20 protein-coding genes are annotated in these 17785 nt (G+C 70.5%); 5 read left to right on the forward strand and 15 right to left on the reverse strand.

The genetic code is table 11. The features are described from left to right. Window positions 1-19: 19 nt before the first annotated feature. From ACIQ8J_RS00535 to ACIQ8J_RS00545, 3 genes are all read right to left on the reverse strand, one after another. Window positions 20-1477, reverse strand: coding sequence for a hypothetical protein (locus ACIQ8J_RS00535; RefSeq protein WP_403263415.1), 1458 nt, complete (start codon window positions 1475-1477; stop codon window positions 20-22). A gap of 156 nt (window positions 1478-1633) precedes the next feature. Continuing rightward, window positions 1634-2362 (reverse strand): antibiotic biosynthesis monooxygenase, encoded by a 729-nt coding sequence (locus ACIQ8J_RS00540; protein WP_403263416.1) that lies wholly within the window; start codon window positions 2360-2362, stop codon window positions 1634-1636. Window positions 2363-2415: 53 nt separating this feature from the next. After that, a complete protein-coding gene (locus ACIQ8J_RS00545; protein WP_403263417.1) occupies window positions 2416-2871 on the reverse strand; it encodes a MarR family winged helix-turn-helix transcriptional regulator in 456 nt (151 codons plus the stop codon). A gap of 68 nt (window positions 2872-2939) precedes the next feature. Here ACIQ8J_RS00545 and ACIQ8J_RS00550 point away from each other — a divergent pair, with 68 nt between their 5' ends. Beyond that, entirely contained in the window at window positions 2940-3347 is a 408-nt protein-coding gene (locus ACIQ8J_RS00550; protein ID WP_403263418.1) for a PPOX class F420-dependent oxidoreductase, read from the forward strand. A gap of 25 nt (window positions 3348-3372) precedes the next feature. Here the strand turns inward: ACIQ8J_RS00550 and ACIQ8J_RS00555 are convergent, their stop codons facing one another. Beyond that, window positions 3373-4107: an SDR family NAD(P)-dependent oxidoreductase gene (locus ACIQ8J_RS00555; protein ID WP_403263419.1), complete on the reverse strand. Its 735-nt coding sequence runs from the start codon at window positions 4105-4107 to the stop codon at window positions 3373-3375. Between the two features lie 123 nt (window positions 4108-4230). On the opposite strand from ACIQ8J_RS00555, the gene ACIQ8J_RS00560 reads away from it, so the two are divergent. Together ACIQ8J_RS00560 and dapA are read left to right on the forward strand one after the other, a co-directional pair. Further along, entirely contained in the window at window positions 4231-5787 is a 1557-nt protein-coding gene (locus ACIQ8J_RS00560; RefSeq protein ID WP_403263420.1) for a N,N-dimethylformamidase beta subunit family domain-containing protein, read from the forward strand. 104 nt (window positions 5788-5891) lie between these two features. Next, the gene (gene dapA, locus ACIQ8J_RS00565; RefSeq protein WP_403263421.1) at window positions 5892-6773 is read left to right on the forward strand and encodes a 4-hydroxy-tetrahydrodipicolinate synthase; all 882 of its coding nucleotides are present in this window, start codon (window positions 5892-5894) and stop codon (window positions 6771-6773) included. Window positions 6774-6855: 82 nt separating this feature from the next. On the opposite strand, the gene dapD is transcribed toward dapA, so the two are convergent. From dapD to ACIQ8J_RS00580, 3 genes are all read right to left on the reverse strand, one after another. After that, window positions 6856-7851, reverse strand: a complete 996-nt coding sequence (gene dapD, locus ACIQ8J_RS00570) for a 2,3,4,5-tetrahydropyridine-2,6-dicarboxylate N-succinyltransferase (protein WP_403263422.1) — start codon at window positions 7849-7851, stop codon at window positions 6856-6858. 90 nt (window positions 7852-7941) lie between these two features. Next, the gene (locus tag ACIQ8J_RS00575) at window positions 7942-8265 is read right to left on the reverse strand and encodes a DMT family transporter (RefSeq protein ID WP_403263423.1); all 324 of its coding nucleotides are present in this window, start codon (window positions 8263-8265) and stop codon (window positions 7942-7944) included. A 55-nt stretch (window positions 8266-8320) separates the two neighbouring features. Continuing rightward, window positions 8321-8857 carry a TetR/AcrR family transcriptional regulator gene (locus tag ACIQ8J_RS00580; protein WP_403263424.1) on the reverse strand — a complete coding sequence of 179 codons (537 nt, stop codon included), beginning with the start codon at window positions 8855-8857 and terminating at the stop codon, window positions 8321-8323. Between the two features lie 232 nt (window positions 8858-9089). On the opposite strand from ACIQ8J_RS00580, the gene ACIQ8J_RS00585 reads away from it, so the two are divergent. Further along, on the forward strand, window positions 9090-10079 hold the full coding sequence (locus ACIQ8J_RS00585; protein ID WP_403263425.1) for a hypothetical protein: 990 nt from the start codon (window positions 9090-9092) through the stop codon (window positions 10077-10079). Window positions 10080-10166: 87 nt separating this feature from the next. Here ACIQ8J_RS00585 and ACIQ8J_RS00590 read toward each other — a convergent pair whose 3' ends face one another. From ACIQ8J_RS00590 to ACIQ8J_RS00625, 8 genes are all read right to left on the reverse strand, one after another. Further along, window positions 10167-10505: a metal-sulfur cluster assembly factor gene (locus ACIQ8J_RS00590; RefSeq protein ID WP_053729358.1), complete on the reverse strand. Its 339-nt coding sequence runs from the start codon at window positions 10503-10505 to the stop codon at window positions 10167-10169. Further along, window positions 10502-10966 carry a Fe-S cluster assembly sulfur transfer protein SufU gene (gene sufU / locus ACIQ8J_RS00595; RefSeq protein WP_403263426.1) on the reverse strand — a complete coding sequence of 155 codons (465 nt, stop codon included), beginning with the start codon at window positions 10964-10966 and terminating at the stop codon, window positions 10502-10504. The genes ACIQ8J_RS00590 and sufU overlap by 4 nt, the downstream gene beginning before the upstream one ends. A 12-nt stretch (window positions 10967-10978) precedes the next feature. Beyond that, a complete protein-coding gene (locus ACIQ8J_RS00600; protein WP_403263427.1) occupies window positions 10979-12235 on the reverse strand; it encodes a cysteine desulfurase in 1257 nt (418 codons plus the stop codon). Then, a complete protein-coding gene (sufC, locus tag ACIQ8J_RS00605; protein WP_403263428.1) occupies window positions 12232-12996 on the reverse strand; it encodes a Fe-S cluster assembly ATPase SufC in 765 nt (254 codons plus the stop codon). The genes ACIQ8J_RS00600 and sufC overlap by 4 nt, the downstream gene beginning before the upstream one ends. 7 nt (window positions 12997-13003) lie before the next feature. Next, a complete protein-coding gene (locus ACIQ8J_RS00610; protein WP_399049535.1) occupies window positions 13004-13321 on the reverse strand; it encodes a bifunctional 3-phenylpropionate/cinnamic acid dioxygenase ferredoxin subunit in 318 nt (105 codons plus the stop codon). After that, window positions 13321-14541 carry a Fe-S cluster assembly protein SufD gene (gene sufD, locus ACIQ8J_RS00615; protein ID WP_403263429.1) on the reverse strand — a complete coding sequence of 407 codons (1221 nt, stop codon included), beginning with the start codon at window positions 14539-14541 and terminating at the stop codon, window positions 13321-13323. The genes ACIQ8J_RS00610 and sufD overlap by 1 nt, the downstream gene beginning before the upstream one ends. A 62-nt stretch (window positions 14542-14603) precedes the next feature. After that, entirely contained in the window at window positions 14604-16025 is a 1422-nt protein-coding gene (gene sufB, locus ACIQ8J_RS00620; protein ID WP_403263430.1) for a Fe-S cluster assembly protein SufB, read from the reverse strand. Then, window positions 16022-16774 carry a helix-turn-helix transcriptional regulator gene (locus tag ACIQ8J_RS00625; protein WP_403263431.1) on the reverse strand — a complete coding sequence of 251 codons (753 nt, stop codon included), beginning with the start codon at window positions 16772-16774 and terminating at the stop codon, window positions 16022-16024. The genes sufB and ACIQ8J_RS00625 overlap by 4 nt, the downstream gene beginning before the upstream one ends. A gap of 172 nt (window positions 16775-16946) precedes the next feature. On the opposite strand from ACIQ8J_RS00625, the gene ACIQ8J_RS00630 reads away from it, so the two are divergent. Next, window positions 16947-17759 (forward strand): aminoglycoside N(3)-acetyltransferase, encoded by an 813-nt coding sequence (locus tag ACIQ8J_RS00630; protein WP_403263432.1) that lies wholly within the window; start codon window positions 16947-16949, stop codon window positions 17757-17759. Window positions 17760-17785 lie beyond the last annotated feature (26 nt).

Here is a 17785-nt window from a genome sequence, read left to right on the forward strand (position 1 = left end):
CGGAAATCCACCGCGGAATTCACGCGCGCGAGCGGGCCTTGAATGCCGCCTTGCGGGCCGCCTTGGCCGTGGACTTGTCCGGGTGCAGCCGCCCCATCGCCTCCAGGACGTCCGCGGTCGCGGGGTGCGCCACCCGCCAGGCCGTGTCGAAGAACCCGCTGTGCTGGCCGACCAGGCCCTCCACGAGCTCCTGGAGCTCCTCCAGATCGCCCTCCACCGCCAGCTGCGCGGCGATGGTGTCGATGGCCAGCCAGAAGATCATCGTCTCGGACGGCGGCGGCACGTCCGGGGCGCCGCGCTCGGCGAGCCAGACCCGGGCGAGGCCGCCCAGCTCGGGGTCGGGCAGCACATCGCGGACGGCGGGTTCGGCCAGGGCGCCGGTCAGGGCGAGGGCCTGCTGGCAGTGCAGCCTGCGCAGCGGGCCGCCCGCGTCGCCGCCCCGGGCCGCGGCGAGCAACTCCCCCGCCGCTTCGGCCGGTTCGCGGCGGGCCAGCCACTGCTCGGTCTCGGCGCGGGCGGAGAGCTCGGAGAAGTAGGCGATGCCGTCGAGCAGCGCGTCCGCGCCCTTGTCGGCCAGATCGCCGACGGCCGGGGCGTCCACGCCCGCCTCCAGCATCCGGGCGCGCACGCCGTAGACGCCGAGCGGGGTCAGCCGGACCATTCCGTAGCGGGAGACGTCCTCGTCCTCGACCGGCGGCGCGGGCTCGTCGCCCTCCTCGGCCATCAGGGCCTCGTCCACGGGCTCGTACTCGACCAGACCGATCGGCTCAAGCAGCCGGAACTGGTCGTCGAGCCGCATCATCGCGTCGGAGACCTGCTCCAGGATGTCGTCGGTGGGCTCCCCCATGTCGTCGGGGACGATCATCGAGGCGGCGAGCGCGGGCAGCGGCACGGGCCCTTCGGGGGTGCCCGCCTCGCTCAGGCTCAGGACGTACAGATTGCCCAGGACGCCCTCCAGGAACTCGGCCTCCTCCTCCGGGTTCCACTCCAGGCGCTCGAAGTCGATCTCGCCGTCCTCGCCGACGAGGTCGGCGAAGTCGTCGATGACCGGCGCGGTGGCGTCCGCGAAGACCACGTCGAAGGCGTCGAGCCAGATGGCGAGGACGTCCTGCGGCGAGCCGGAGGTGAGCACGGCGAGGTTCTCTCCGACGGAGGCGGTGCCTTCGCCGTCCTCGTCCTCTTCGCCCGGTCCGCCCCCGGCGTCCTCGATCTCGACCAGGCCGGTGTCGACCGCGACCCGCCAGGCCTCGCTCGCGTAGGCCGGGCCGTCCTGGTCGTCGCCGAGGCCGAGTTCGGCGGCGGCCGCGGGCAGTTGCTCCTCGACGAGTTCACCGCCGGCCCCGACCCGCGTTTCGGGCCCGGCCCAGCGGGCGAGCCGTACGGCGCGGGCGAGCAGCGGGGCGGACAGTGCGTCCCGCGCCAGCTCCGCCTCGGAGTTCAGCCGTACCGGCGGCAGGATGGGGCGGTCTCCGGACATCTGGGGGTACTCCTCGGCCGTACGGTCTGGGCGCTCTGGTCGCGCTGGGTCAGCGATGGTTGAGCGGCACCCAGCGTAGACGCTGTGAGCGGGGTCGCGTCGCGCCCGCTTCCGCGCACCGTCCGGTCCCCGTCCACCTGGCGAACCCCGTAGCGGCTACCGGTCGGCCGGAGTGAGGCTCAGCGCCGGAAGGTAGCGCGTCAGCCGGGTGGTCCTCAGACCCTCGTAGGTGCGCACCCGGTCCCACTGGGGCGTCGGCGAGCCGATGCCCTCGCCGGGTGCGGCCAGGGCGTCGATGTGGGCCCGCTCGCTCTCCCACAGGGCGTAGTTGAGGACGCGGGTGCCGTCCACGCTGGTGTGGAAGTGGGCGGCGATCCCTCCCGAGGGAGGCGTCGGGTCGCTGTTCAGGGCCTCGAAGACGGCGTCCACCCAGGCCCGCTGCCGATCGGGGTCCGGCCCTTCGAACACCACGTCCACGACGACCACGCAGCCCGGCACCCGCTTCTCGCCCTCGGTCCGCATCCCGCTGCGGTGGAGCCGGTACGAGGTGAGCCCTTCCCGCACGATGCCGGGCACGGCCGCGTCGATCTCGGCGACCCGTTCGTCGCGCGAGCCGCGGAGCAGGAAGTCCTGGTAGACCTGCTCGTCCGTCCACTGCGAGTAGTGCAGCAGGCTGCTGCCGTCGGTGCCGGTGTGGACGCTGTAGGAGTGCAGTCCGGCATCCGGCCAGTCCCGGGCGCCCCAGGCCCCGGCGATGGCCTCGACGGCGGCCTGCTGCCGCTCGGGGGTGCCGACCCGCCAGGTACTGATCTTCACCACGCCGGAGGCCGAACGGTCGAGGTCGGGAAGGGAGTTGAACTGCACCCGGGTGGGCGTGGTCGTCATGGCGGGCTCCTCGGTATGCGGTGCGCTGCTTGCGATGACCACATCCTCAGACGTCAAGTCCGGTTGAGGTCAAGCGGTTCGCCGTCCCGGATCGCGGTGACGGCCCGGCCGAGCAGCGAGCGCAGCAACTCCCTTTCCTGGACGGTGAATTCGCGGGCGATTCGGCGCTCGATGGCCACCGCCCGCTCGTCGGCGGCGGCCAGCGCCGTGCGGCCGGGTCCGGTGAGCCGGGTCTCCAGGACGTTGCGGTGCCAGGGGTGCGGGGTGCGCTCGACCAGGCCGCGCTCTTCGAGGTTCTTCAGTACGACGTTCATGGCCTGCGGGGTGACCAGGCAGGACCGGGCCAGCGCGGCCGCCGAGATGCCGGGCGCGCCGGACAGCGCGAAGAGCGCGGCATACTGCGGCACGGTGAGCCCGGCCACCTTGACCGCCGCGCTCTTCGCGGCGATCAGCTCCTGCTCGGCGCGCTTGATGTCGAGGCCGAGGCGCTCCTCGGCGGGCATGGTCATGGCTCCGAGCATACGGCTCGAACATAAACCTCTTGCGCATCATCAAAACGTTGATAACGTTCGGGATCATGACGACGAGCTCGAACGACTCCGTGATCCCGGCCAGCCACGCCGACCTGCTGACCCGCCCCCTCTTCGTACACCTCGCCACCAAGGGCCCGAACGGCATCCCGCACGTCAACCCCGTCTGGCAGATCTGGGACGGCGAGTTCCTGCGCTTCACCACGACCACCGACCGCCGCAAGTGCAAGAACGTGACCGCCGACCCCAAGGTGTCCCTCTCGGTCAACGACCCCGAACAGCCCTACCGCTACCTGGAGGTCCGCGGCACGGTCGAGCGCATCGAGCCGGACCCCTCGGGCGCGTTCTTCGACGTTCTCGCCAAGCGGTACGGCCTGGAGTACGAGGCGCCGGTCGGCGACGCCGAACGCCGAGTCGTCCTGGTCGTACGCCCGGAGCGCACCACCTCGCAGTGAACCCCGGGCGGCCATCGCCACTGCGTCACACGAGGTTGCCGCCGCCGTCCACGAACACGACCTCGCCCGTGATGTACGGGGCGTCGACGAGGTGGACGATCTCGTCGGCCACGTCCTCGGCGGTGCCGGTGCGCTTCAGCGGGACCGCGTTCTCCACGTGCCGCTTGGTGTCGACGAAGCCTTCGACACCCTCGTACCACGGGGTCTCGATGAAACCGGGGGCCACCGCGTTGACGCGGATCTCAGGTCCCAGCGTCTTGGCGAGCAGCCGGGTCAGATGGTTCACGGCCGCCTTGGAGACGGCGTACGGGATGGAGCTGCCGTTCGGGCGGATGCCCGCCTGGGAGGACACGTTGACCACGGCGCCCGCGCCGCTCGCCCTCAGGTGCGGGGCGGCCGCCGTGACGGTCTGCCAGACGCCGAGCACATTGACGTCGAAGATGTCCCGCCACACCTCGGGGCTCGCGGCCGCGAAGTCGTCGTGCGGGACGAACCGGGTGGTACCGGCGCTGTTGACCAGGATGTCGAGCCGTCCGCAGGCCTCGATGACGGCCCCGACCAGCCGCTCGGCCTCACCGTCCACCGAGACGTCCGCCCGGATGTAGACGGCGCCGGGCAGTTCCGCGGCCAGCTTCTCGCCCGCCTCGGGCGACCGCGAGTTGATCACCACCCGGACGCCGGACGCCGCGAGCCGGCGGGCGGTGGCGGCGCCGATGCCCGAGGAGGAGCCGGTCACCAGCGCAACACGTGCTTCGCTCATACTGCTGTTCCCTACATGCGGTGTTCAGCCGCGCCCGCCGGCGATCATGCCACAGGGCACGTCTCGGCCGGCTCCCGCACACTGGAGCCTGCCAGGGACCGATCAGCAGAGCGGAGTTGTGCGATGGACCGCGCGGCATTCAGTCGCAGGGCCTTCCTCGGTACGGCGGGAGCCGTCGTCGCCGCGGGGGCGGCGGGGTGCTCGTCCGGCGAGGGGACCGGCAAGGACGGGCCCGCGGCTTCCGGACACGGCGTCTCGAAGCCGCCCGCGAAGGAGAACGACCGGCCCGGCGACGCCGGCTGGCGGCTCAAGGGGCGCGGCGCCGAGCACGAGGTCGAGGGCTACGCGGACCGCGTGAGCGTCGCCTCCGGAGAGGCCTTCCGGCTGCATGTGCACACCACCGCGAAGACGTTCCGCGCCGAGGCGTTCCGGATGGGCTGGTACGGGGGCGCGCTGGCCCGCAAGGTGTGGGAGTCGGACTCGGTCAAGGGCGACCGGCAGCCCGCCGCCAAGGTCGAGCCGGGCACCTACACCGTGACCGCCGACTGGTCGGCGAGCACCGAGGTCACCACCAAGGACTGGCCCGAGGGCTCCTATCTGATCCGGCTCACCGCCGACAGCGGCGGCCAGCGCTACGTCCCGGTCACCGTCAAGTCGGCCACCACCAAGGGCCGGGTGGTGATCGTCAACGCGGTCGCGACCTGGCAGGCGTACAACGAATGGGGCGGCTACAGCCTCTACAACGGGCCGAGCGGCGACGACGCGGACCGCTCGCGCGCAGTGAGCTGCGACCGGCCCTACCACCGTGACGGCGACGGCCTCTTCCTCACCTACGAGCAGCCCGTCGTCGCGCTCGCCGAGAAGATGGGCCTGGAGCCTGCGTATGTCACCACCATGGACATCGAGCGCGACGCCCAGCTCCTGAACGGCGCGAGTGCCGTGCTGTCGCTCGGCCACGACGAGTACTGGACGCAGTCCATGCGCGAGCGGGTCACGGCCGTCCGTGACCGGGGCACCAACATCGCCTTCCTCGGCGCGAACGCCTGCTTCCGCCGCATCCGCCTGGAGAAGACGGGTCTTGGCGACCACCGTCTGATCGTCTGCTACAAGAACGACTGGGCCAAGGACCCGGGCCGCCGCGGCGGCGAGCCGCCGACCACCAACTTCCGCGAGCCCCCGCACGCCCAGCCGGAGAGCTCCCTGACCGGCACGTTGTACGAGTCCAACCCGACCACCGCCGACTACGTGGTCACCTCGCCCGGCCACTGGCTGTTCGAGGGCACCGGCGTCAAGCGGGGCTCGGCGTTCCCGGGTCTGGTCGGCACGGAGTACGACCGCGCCAACGGCGAGGAGGGCACGCCCCGGCCGATCGAGGTCATCTCGCACTCGCCGCTGACCTGCCGAGGGGTCCACTCGTACGCCAACTCGGCCTACTACACGGTGAGTTCGGGCGCGGGCGTCTTCAACACCGGCACCATGCGCTGGGTCCAGTCGACCATCGGCGACGGCGGCCACGGCATCGACGCCACGACGGCGAGGTTCACCTCGCGGGTCACCGAGAACCTGCTGCGCGTCTTCGCGGCGGGCCCGGCCGGGCGCAGCCACCCGGCCAGGGACAACCTGGACACGTTCCATCCGTACGCGGGCGACCCGACGTGGTCGAAGCACAACCTCTGGTAGGGGCGGTCACCGGGAGCCGGGCGGAGGCAACACTTCAGCGGTGCTACCCCCCACCCCCACAAACTCTAAGTAGACGTTAACTCTCCCCCGGGCGAAACTGCCGTATGACGACATCACGCCCACCCCGCCCGTTCGGGCGCGCGCTCTGCGCCATGGTCACGCCGTTCACCGCGTCGCACGAGCTCGACCTCGCGGGTGCCCGGGAGCTCGCCGCGCACCTGGTCGACAACGGGTGCGACGGCCTGGTCCTGAACGGCACCACCGGGGAGTCCCCGACCACCTCGGACGAGGAGAAGACCGCACTGGTACGGGCCGTCGTGGCGGCGGTCGGCGACCGCGCCGCGATCGTGGCGGGCGTGGGCAGCGCGTCGACCGCGCACACCGTCGCCCTGGCCCGCGCGGCCGAACGGGCGGGCGCGGACGGCCTGTTGGTGGTGACCCCGTACTACAGCCGGCCGCCGCAGGAAGCCGTGGCGGCCCACTTCCGCACGGTGGCCGACGCGACGGGACTGCCGGTGATGCTCTACGACATCCCGGGCCGCACGGGCACCCGCATCGAGGTCGACACGATGCTCCGGCTCGCGGACCACGAACGCATCGTGGCGGTGAAGGACTGCGCGTACGACCTGCTCGGCTCCACCAAGGTCATCGGCCGCACCTCGCTGGCGTACTACTCGGGGTGCGAGGAACTGAACCTTCCGCTGTACGCGGTGGGCGGGGCGGGCTATGTAAGCACGGTGGCGAACGTGGCGCCGCGCGAGCTGCGGGCGGTCCTGGACGCCCACGACGCGGGCACCCCCGCCGAGGCGGCCCGCCGCAACCAACTGGCCGTCCCGCTCACGGAGTTGATGATGGCATCGGGCCTGCCGGGGGCGGTGACGGCGAAGGCGCTGCTGGGCTACCCGGTACGGGAGCCGCTGCTGCCGGCGGGGGCGGAGGCGGTGGAACGATTGCGCGCGGCGCACGAGGCGCTGGTACGGGCCTGATCCTGGCTGAGCACGATCAAGCCCGTCCGGCGTTCGAGGACCGGGGGTCCGGGGGCCGAGCCCCCGGCGGCCCCGGCGCGCACTAGTTGTGGCTGTGCAGGATCTCGTTCAGGCCGCCCCACACCGCGTTGTTCGGACGCGCCTCGACCGTGCCCGTCACCGAGTTCCGGCGGAACAGGATGTTGGACGCGCCGGACAGTTCGCGGGCCTTGACGATCTGCCCGTCGGGCATCGTCACGCGCGTACCCGCCGTGACGTAGAGACCGGCCTCCACGACGCACTCGTCGCCGAGCGCGATGCCCACGCCCGCCTCGGCGCCCACCAGGCACCGCTCGCCGATGACGATGCGGACGTTGCCGCCGCCGGACAGCGTGCCCATCGTGGACGCGCCGCCGCCGATGTCGGAGCCGTCGCCGACGACGACACCGGCCGAGATGCGGCCCTCGACCATGGACGTGCCGAGCGTGCCCGCGTTGAAGTTCACGAAGCCCTCGTGCATGACCGTGGTGCCCTCGGCGAGGTGCGCGCCGAGGCGCACCCGGTCGGCGTCGGCGATGCGGACGCCCTTGGGCGCGACGTAGTCCGTCATGCGCGGGAACTTGTCGATCGAGGTGACCTGGAGGTGCAGGCCCTCGGCGCGGGCGTTCAGGCGGACGCTCTCCACGGAGTCCACGGCGACCGGGCCGAGCGAGGTCCAGGCGACGTTGGAGAGCAGCCCGAAGAGGCCGTCGAGGTTCTGGCCGTGCGGCTTGACCAGCCGGTGCGAGAGGAGGTGCAGCCGCAGGTAGGCGTCGTGCGCGTCCAGGGGCTTGTCTTCGAGCGAGGCGATGACCGTACGGACGGCGACGACCTCGACGCCGCGGCGCTCGTCGGTGCCGACGGCCTTGAGCGCACCCGCGCCCAGAAGTTCGGCGGCGCGCTCGGCGGAGAGGCGCTCGGTGCCGGCCGGGCCGGGCTCGGCGACGGTCACGAGCTCGGGGGCGGGGAACCAGGTGTCCAGAATGGTGCCGTCGGCGGCGATGGTGGCGAGTCCGGCGGCCGCGGCGCCGGTCGTAGCAGTAGCAGTCGTGTCGGTCATGACCAAAACCTAACCGGCCGCGCCCCGCCGCCGCGAACCGGTCTCACCTCCCGGTCCCGCGTCCGCCCGACCGGCTGACCTGCGCGGCGCTCAGTGCGAGGCGCCCCCGAGGTTGAGCAGGACCACTCCGCCGATGACGAGGGCGATCCCGGCGAGCTTGGCGGCGGTCATCGCCTCGCCCATGAAGACCATGCCCACGGCCGCGATGACGGCCGTCCCGACGCCCGACCAGATCGCGTACGCGGTGCCCACGGACAGGGACTTCAGCGTGAGCGACAGCAGATAGAAGGCGAGCAGATAGCCGGCGCCGGTGATCAGCGAGGGCCAGAGCCTGGTGAATCCCTCGCTGTACTTCAGCGCGGACGTGGCGATGATCTCCGAGCCGATGGCGCAGCCGAGCAGGACGTAGGGCATGTGTACCAGCGTACCCAAGGATGCGTACGCCCGTACACAACGGCTGCCCCACGAGCTATCTCAGCAGTCTGCCGAGCAGATCGCGCGCGTACTCCTCGTCGTACGCGCCGCCGGTGAGGAGCGACTGGAGGCAGATGCCGTCCATCGCGGCGACCAGGCCGCGCGCGGTGACCGGATCGGTGTGGCGGGCGAGCAGTTCGGCGACCGAGTCGGTCCATTCGGCGGCGACCGGGCGCAGCGCGGGGCGGCGCAGGGCGGCGAGGTAGAGCTCGTACTCCAGCTCGGCGCGGGCCCGGTCCCCGGTCAGCCAGTCGCCCATCAGCCGGGCCAGTTCGACGGCCAGGTCCGCGCCGGGGTCATCGAGGCCCGCGCAGTCGCGGACGGCCGCCGCGAAGCCCTCGTTGGCCTGGCGCAGCGCCGCGACGAGCAGTTCGTCAAGTGTCTTGAAATGGTACGTCGTCGAGCCCAGCGGCACATCGGCCTCGGCCGCGACGCTGCGGTGGCTGAGACCGGCGATGCCGCGCTCGGCGACCACCCGGATCGCCGCGTCGATGATGCGCCGGCGCCGGTCGGGGTCGTAGCGGCGGGCCATCAGCGGCCTCCGGGGGGTCCGGCCTGGTCACAGAGCATGCCCCCGACCGTACCCGCAGCGCGTGCGGGCTACCGTAAGCCGATCGATCAGGGGACGGGACGTACGCGCGGCGTACGGGAAATGCGAGGTTGCAGTGACGCAGGACATGGGGTGGGGCCCCGGTGCCCAGGGTGGACCTCCGGGACCGCCGCCCGCGCCGCCGGGGTGGGGGCCCGGCTGGGGAGGTGGCTGGATGCCGCCCCCGCCGAAGCCGGGCGTGATACCGCTCAGTCCGCTGCAGGTCGGCGACGTACTGAGCGGCGCGTTCTCGGCGCTCGGCCGGTACTGGAAGCAGCTCTTCGGCGTGGCCCTGATCGCGTACGGGGCCGCCGCCCTGGTCGTCGTCGCGGCGGGCGCGCTCGCGGTGGCCGCCGTCCACGAGCACCTCGATCCGGTCTTCCATCCCCCGTACGGGGAGCACCCGGTGCGCTCCGACTGGGAGCCGGTGCTGGTCGCCGGGTGCCTGGTCGCCCTCGTCGCGATCGCGATGTGGCTGGTCTCGGCGGCGCTGATGTACACGGCGGTGCCGGTCGTGCTCCAGGAAGCGGTGCTCGGGCGGCGCACCACGTTCGGCGCGGTGTGGCGCAGGACCTGGTCCCGTTTCCCGGCGGTGCTCGGCGCACTCGCGCTCTCGTGGCTGGCCGGGCTGGGCGTGATGGTCCTGTTCATCGCGCTGTTCATGTCCCTGATGCTGACGGACTTCGGCCACGGCGATCCGCCGGCCGTGCTGATCGTGCCGTTCGTGCTCGGCATCCTGGCGCTGATCCCGGTCTGCGTCTGGCTGTGGGTGCGCTTCAGCTTCGCGCCGTCCGCCGTGGTCCTGGAGAACCAGCGGCCCGTCGAGGCACTGCGCCGCTCGGCGCTGCTCGTCCGGGACGTCTGGTGGCGGACCTGCGGCATCCTGCTGCTCGTCGGCATGATCAGCGGGATGATGGGCTACGTCGTCCAACTCCCGTTCACCTACGGCGGGATCCTCGCGGCCATGCCGCTGGCGCTGTCCCACTCCACCGGCAGCAGGGTCACGGCCGTGGTCGTCGTCGCGGTGCTGTACACGATCGGCATGGCGGTCAGCCAGTTCCTGTCGACCGTCGTGCCCCAGATCGCCGCAGGACTGCTCTACGTCGACCGGCGCATCCGCCGCGAGAACCTGGCCCCCGCGCTGGCCGAAGCCGCCGCGATGTGACCGCAGGGAAAACGGCCATGCCCTCCCCCCTGCTCGCAGAGCTTGGGGGAGGGCATGGCCGTCAACCGGAGTCGAACCGGGTCGGACTCAGACGTTGAACCCGAGCGCGCGCAGCTGCTCGCGGCCGTCGTCCGTGATCTTGTCCGGGCCCCACGGCGGCATCCAGACCCAGTTGATCTTCAGCTCGTTGGCGATGCCGTCGGTCGCGGACTTCGCCTGGTCCTCGATCACATCGGTCAGCGGGCAGGCCGCGGACGTCAGGGTCATGTCCAGCGTGACGACGTTGGAGTCGTCGATGTGGATGCCGTAGATGAGGCCGAGGTTGACGACGTCGATACCCAGCTCGGGGTCGACCACGTCGTACAGCGCCTCGCGGATCTCTTCTTCGGTCGCCGGCTTGATCGCCGCCTGTGCGTTCTCGGTCATGCCGTCTTCCTTTCGGCGACCTCGCCCAGAGCCTGGGCCGTCGCGTCCTTCCACGCCATCCAGCTCAGCAGAGCACACTTCACACGGGCGGGGTACTTGGAGACGCCGGCGAAAGCCACCGCGTCCTCCAGGACCTCCTCCATCGCGTCGTCGGGCACCAGCTGGCCCTTGGACTGCATCAGCTCCAGGAAGGTCTCCTGGATCTTCCGCGCCTCGGCCAGCTCCTTGCCCACGAGCAGCTCGTTCAGCACGGAGGCGCTCGCCTGGCTGATCGAGCAGCCCTGCCCCTCGTACGACACGTCCTCGATGCGCGAACCCTCGTACTTCACGCGCAGGGTGATCTCGTCCCCGCACGTCGGGTTCACGTGGTGCACCTCGGCGTCACCGTCCCGCAAGCCCCGGCCGTGCGGGTGCTTGTAGTGGTCCAGGATGACGTCCTGGTACATCGAATCAAGCTTCACGTCTCGACTCCCCTAGCCGAAGAAGTTTCGTACGTGCTCCAGACCGTCCACCAGGGCGTCGACCTCGGCGGGCGTGGAGTACAGATAGAAAGACGCTCGCGTGGTCGCCGGAATTCCGTAGCGGAGGCAGACCGGGCGCGCGCAGTGGTGGCCGACCCGGACCGCGATGCCCTGCTCGTCCAGGACCTGGCCCACGTCGTGCGGGTGGATGTCGCCGAGCGTGAAGGAGATCGCGGCGCCGCGGTCCTCGGCCGTGGTGGGGCCGATGATCCGCAGGTCCGGCACCTCCAGGAGGCGCCTGACCGCGTACTCGGTGAGCGCGTGCTCATGCGCGGCGATCTTGTCCATGCCGATCGCCGAGAGGTAGTCCACCGCCGCGCCCAGGCCCACGGCCTGCGCGATCGGGGGCGTGCCGGCCTCGAACTTGTGCGGCGCCGGAGCGTAGGTGGAGGAGTGCATCGAGACCGTCTCGATCATCTCGCCGCCGCCCAGGAACGGCGGCAGGTCCTCCAGGAGCTCCTGGCGGCCCCACAGCACTCCGATGCCGGTCGGGGCGCACATCTTGTGACCGGTGAAGGCCACGAAGTCGGCCTGCAGGGCCTGTACGTCCAGCGGCATGTGCGGGGCGGCCTGCGAGGCGTCGATGCAGACCAGCGCGCCGACCTGCTGCGCGCGGCGGACGATCGCCTCGACCGGGTTCTGGGTGCCGAGCAGGTTGGAGACCAGCGTGAAGGAGACGATCTTCGTCTTCTCGGTGATGATCTCGTTGATGTTCGACAGGTCGAGCCGGCCGTCGTCGGTCAGGCCGAACCACTTCAGCTTCGCGCCCGTGCGCTGCGAGAGCAGCTGCCAGGGCACGATGTTGGAGTGGTGCTCCATCTCCGTGATGACGATCTCGGTGTCGCTGTCCACGCGGTAGGGCTCATCGGCCCAACCCAGCATGTTGGCAACGAGGTTGAGCGACTCCGAGGCGTTCTTGGTGAAGATGACCTCGTCGCGGCTCGGCGCGTTGATGAACGTGGCGACCTTGTCCCGGGCGCCCTCGTACAGCGCCGTGGCCTCCTCGGCGACCAGGTACACGCCACGGTGGACGTTGGCGTTGTGCTGCTCGTAGTACTCGTTGAGCGCGTCGAGCACCTGGCGCGGCTTCTGCGAAGTCGCCGCGCTGTCGAGGTAGACGATCTTCTTCCCGTCGTGGACCACACGGTCCAGCAAGGGGAAGTCCTTGCGGATCGCCTCGGTGTCGAGGAGGCCCGGCAGTGTCGTCACTCGGAAGCGCCGCCCTTCGTGTACGACTCGTAGCCCTCGGCCTCAAGCTTGTCGGCGAGCTCGGCGCCGCCGGACTCGACGATGCGCCCGGCCGCGAAGACGTGGACGTAGTCGGGCTTGATGTAGCGCAGGATGCGCGTGTAGTGGGTCACCAGGAGGGTGCCGACCTCGCCGTTCTCACGGACGCGGTTGATGCCCTCGGAGACCTGGCGCAGCGCGTCCACGTCGAGGCCGGAGTCGGTCTCGTCCAGAATCGCGATCTTCGGCTTGAGGAGCTCCAGCTGGAGGATCTCGTGGCGCTTCTTCTCGCCGCCGGAGAAGCCCTCGTTCACATTGCGCTCGGCGAAGGCCGGGTCCATCTGGAGCTGCTCCATCGCGGACTTGACCTCCTTCACCCAGGTGCGCAGCTTGGGGGCCTCGCCGCGGATCGCCGTCGCCGACGTGCGCAGGAAGTTGGAGACCGAGACGCCGGGGACCTCGACCGGGTACTGCATGGCGAGGAACACGCCGGCGCGGGCGCGCTCGTCGACGGTCATCTCCAGCACGTCCTCGCCGTCGAGGGTGACGGTGCCGCTGGTGATCGTGTACTTGGGGTGACCGGCCAGCGAGTAGGCGAGGGTGGACTTGCCGGAGCCGTTGGGGCCCATGATGGCGTGGGTCTCGCCCTGCTTCACGATCAGGTCGACGCCCTTGAGGATCTCACGGGGGCCGTTCTCGGCCTCGACGGAGACGTGCAGGTCGCGGATTTCAAGCGTTGCCATGGGGAACTCAGGACTCCTGGGTGACGGAGACGAGCACATCGTCCCCTTCGATCTTGACGGGGTATACGGGGACGGGGCGCGTCGCGGGAAGGCCGGACGGCTTGCCGGTGCGGAGGTCGAAGCTGGAACCGTGCAGCCAGCACTCGATGGCGCAGTCCTCGACCTCACCCTCCGAGAGGGAGACGTTCGCGTGCGAGCAGATGTCGTTGATCGCGAACACCTCTCCCTCGGTGCGGACGAGGGACACCGGCGTGCCGTCGATCTCCACCCGCTTGGGGGTGTCGCTCTCCAGCTCGCTCAGCGCACAGGCTTTGACGAAGGCCATCAGACGGAAGCCTCCAGCTCCGTCTCGATCTTGGCGAGCAGCCGCTCTTCGACGTCCGGCAGACCGATCTGCTGGACCAGCTCCGCGAAGAAGCCGCGGACGACCAGGCGACGGGCCTCGTTCGCCGGGATGCCGCGCGACATCAGGTAGAAGAGCTGCTCGTCGTCGAAGCGTCCGGTGGCCGAGGCGTGACCGGCGCCGGCGATCTCGCCGGTCTCGATCTCCAGGTTCGGCACCGAGTCGACGCGGGCACCGTCGGTCAGAACCAGGTTGCGGTTCATCTCGTAGGTGTCCGTGCCTTCGGCCGCGGCCTGGATGAGCACGTCACCGATCCACACGGCGTGCGCGTCGGCGCCCTGGAGGGCTCCCTTGTACACGGCGTTGGACTTGCAGTGCGGGGTGTTGTGGTCGACGAAGAGCCGGTGCTCCTGGTGCTGGCCCTGGTCGGTGAAGTACAGGCCGAACAGCTCGGCCTCGCCGCCGGTGCCCGCGTAGGCGACCCGCGGGTGCAGCCGTACGAGATCGCCGCCGAAGGTGACCACGAACGACTTGAAACCGGCGTCCCGGCCGATCAGCGCGTTGTGCTGACCGACGTGGACGGCCTTGTCGTCCCAGTCCTGGACGGAGACGACGGTCAGCTTGGCGCCGTCGCCCACGATGTAGTCGACGTTGGCGGCGAGCACCGCGTCACCGGTGTGGTCGATGACCACGACGGCTTCGGCGAACGCGCCGAGCTCCACGACCTGGTGGCCGTAGGCGACGCCGCCCTCGCCGTGCACGGCGATGCGGATCGGCTCGGTGAGCACCGTGTCCTTGGGGACGGTCACCACGGAGGCCTTCTCGAAGGACGAGTACGCCTGGGCTGCGACCCGGTCCACCGGCGTGCCGGCCCTGCCGAGCCGGGCGTCGTCGCGCCCGACGGTCTCCACGACGACGCCCTCGGGCGCGTCGACGGCGACCTGCACACCGTTGCCGGTCGCGACGGCGGTGCCGTCGTGCAGCCCGCGCAGCCGCTCGAGCGGCGTGAAGCGCCACTCCTCCTCGCGGCCGTGCGGGACCGGGAAGTCGGCCACGTCGAAGGACGGGGGCGCGCTCATGCGGGTGGCGACGGTCGACTCGGCGGCCACCGCGATGGAGCCGGCGGTGGTGGAGCCCAGCGGTGGGGGCGCCCCCTGTCCGAGGGCGTTCGAGGACTGGGGGGAGTTCTGAGCCTCAGCCATGGCTGTCGTAGTGCTCTCTTCCTAGATCAGAATCTGCTCAACTGCCGGACGGGGTACGGTCGTTATCCGACCGAGCCCTCCATCTGCAGCTCGATCAGCCGGTTGAGCTCCAGGGCGTACTCCATGGGCAGCTCCTTGGCGATCGGCTCGACGAAGCCGCGCACGATCATGGCCATGGCCTCGAACTCGGTCAGACCGCGGCTCATCAGGTAGAAGAGCTGGTCGTCGGAGACCTTGGAGACGGTGGCCTCGTGGCCCATGGACACGTCGTCCTCGCGGACGTCCACGTAGGGGTAGGTGTCCGAGCGGGAGATCGTGTCGACCAGGAGCGCGTCGCACAGCACGTTGGACTTGGAGCCGTGCGCGCCCTCGCCGATCTCGACCAGGCCGCGGTAGGAGGTGCGGCCGCCGCCGCGCGCCACCGACTTGGAGACGATGTTGGAGGAGGTGTTCGGCGCCATGTGGACCATCTTGGAGCCGGCGTCCTGGTGCTGGCCCTCGCCCGCGAACGCGATGGAGAGCGTCTCGCCCTTGGCGTGCTCGCCCATCAGGTAGACGGCCGGGTACTTCATGGTGACCTTGGAACCGATGTTGCCGTCGATCCACTCCATGGTCGCGCCCTCGTACGCCACGGCGCGCTTGGTGACCAGGTTGTAGACGTTGTTCGACCAGTTCTGGATCGTCGTGTAGCGGCAGCGGCCGCCCTTCTTGACGATGATCTCGACGACGGCGCTGTGCAGCGAGTCCGAGGAGTAGATCGGGGCGGTGCAGCCCTCGACGTAGTGGACGTAGGCGTCCTCGTCGACGATGATCAGCGTCCGCTCGAACTGGCCCATGTTCTCCGTGTTGATGCGGAAGTAGGCCTGGAGCGGGATGTCGACCTTGACGCCCTTGGGCACGTAGATGAACGAGCCGCCGGACCACACCGCGGTGTTCAGCGAGGCGAACTTGTTGTCGCCGACCGGGATGACGGTGCCGAAGTACTCCTGGAAGAGCTCCGGGTGCTCCTTCAGCGCGGTGTCGGTGTCGAGGAAGATGACGCCCTGCTCCTCCAGGTCCTCACGGATCTGGTGGTAGACGACCTCGGACTCGTACTGGGCCGCGACACCGGCGACGAGGCGCTGCTTCTCCGCCTCGGGGATGCCGAGCTTGTCGTACGTGTTCTTGATGTCCTCGGGCAGGTCCTCCCAGGACTCCGCCTGCTTCTCCGTGGAGCGCACGAAATACTTGATGTTGTCGAAGTCGATGCCCGAGAGGTCGGAGCCCCAGTTCGGCATGGGCTTCTTGTCGAAGAGCCGCAGACCCTTGAGGCGCAGCTTCAGCATCCACTCGGGCTCGTTCTTCTTCTGCGAGATGTCGCGTACGACAGCCTCGGAGAGACCGCGCTTGGCAGCGGCGCCCGCCGCGTCGGAGTCGGCCCAGCCGTATTCGTACGTGCCCAGGCCTTCGAGCTCAGGGTGGGCAGTCTCCGTGGGGAGAGTCATGCGGGGTTCCTCCCGGCCGTGCTTGCTGATGCTTGCTGATGTGTGGTCTGTGGTGGCGCGCCGTGCGGGATGAACGTGGTGCACACGCCGTCGCCGTGGGCGATCGTGGCCAGACGTTGCACATGGGTTCCCAGGAGGCGGGAGAAGAACTCCGTCTCCGCCTCGCACAGCTGCGGGTACCGCTCGGCGGCGTGGGCCACCGGGCAGTGGTGCTGGCAGAGCTGCTCACCCCTCTGCGGAAGGGGCGCGCTGCGTGCCGTAGCAGCGTACCCGTCGGCGCTCAAGGCCCTGGCCAGGGCTTCGGTGCGCGCCTCGGGCCCTGCGGCCTCGATGGCGCTTCGGTACGTCCCCGCCTGGGCCTCTATGCGGGCTCGGGCGAACGCGGCGACGGCTTCCTCGCCTGCCGCGCCGCCGCCGACGGACTGCTCGATCCAGTGCAGCGCGTCCACGGCGAGCTTGTCGTAGGACTGCTCGAAGGCGTCCCGGCCGCAGTCGGTGAGCGCGAAGACCTTGGCCGGCCGGCCGCGGGTCCGGGCCCCGTACACGCGCTGTTCGCGGGGGGCGACGACCTCGTCGGCCACGAGCGCGTCGAGGTGGCGGCGGACGGCGGCCTGGGTGAGGCCGAGGCGCTTCGCGAGGTCCGCGACGGTCGAGGGCCCGTGGTCCAGGATCGACCGCGCGACCCGGTTGCGGGTGGACCGCTCACCGGTCGCGAGTTCCTCCTGGGGAGCCTCGCCGATGTTTTTCACAACGCCATTGTTGCGTAATTCCTCGGGGCCTGACAACCCACGTCCGGATCGTGACCGGTGCAGTGCATCACTTAGGTATACCTAATCTGACCTGCGGAAACGATCTTTGATCGATCAGCTCCCGGCTAATTCGGTGGCCCCCGGAAACGGCCCTGGGGCAGACTCGCGTGCTATGCCCACACCCCATGTGACCGGCCCTTTGTGCACCCGCGACTCCCTCGCCGCCGACCTGGCCGGCCTGGGCGTGCGCCGCGGCGAGACGCTCCTGGTGCACTCGTCCCTGAGTTCGCTCGGCTGGGTCTGCGGAGGCGCGGTCGCGGTGGTCCAGGCACTCCTCGACGCACTGGGCGAAACGGGGACGCTGGTGGTGCCCACCCACACCGGGGACAACTCCGACCCCGCCGGCTGGGTGGACCCTCCGGTGCCCGAGGAGTGGTGGGAGGCCGTCCGGGCCACGACCCCGGGGTACGACCCGCTGATCACCCCGACCCGGGGCGTCGGAATCGTCCCGGAGACCGTACGCACCTGGCCCGGAGCCCTGCGCAGCGCGCACCCGCAGACCTCCTTCGCGGCGATCGGGCCGGGCGCGGCGCGCGTCACCGCGGGGCATGCCCTGGACTGCCGCCTCGGCGAGCGCAGCCCGCTGGCCCGCCTGGAGGAGGCGGCTGCCCGGGTACTGCTGCTCGGGGCGGGCTACGACTCCTGTACGTCCTTCCACCTCGCGGAGTACCGGATTCCGGGGCCGGTGGTGGAGGAGTCGTACGCGGTGGCCACGCCGGAGGGCGGACGGCGCCGGATGACGGTCCGGGAGACCTCGATCACGAGTGAGCGCTTCGACGAACTGGGGGCGGACTTCGAGCGGGACCGCACGGTGGTACGCGGCACCGTGGGCGCGGCCGCGTCCCGGCTGTTCCCGGTGCGGGACGCCGTCGCCTACGCACAGGCGTGGCTGGCCACGCACCGCTCCCGCGAGGAGTGGGCCTGACCGCTCGGCTCCGGCCCGCGCCACTG

This window comes from Streptomyces sp. NPDC094147 (assembly GCF_044764265.1).
In the GTDB taxonomy this organism is placed as follows: domain Bacteria; phylum Actinomycetota; class Actinomycetes; order Streptomycetales; family Streptomycetaceae; genus Streptomyces.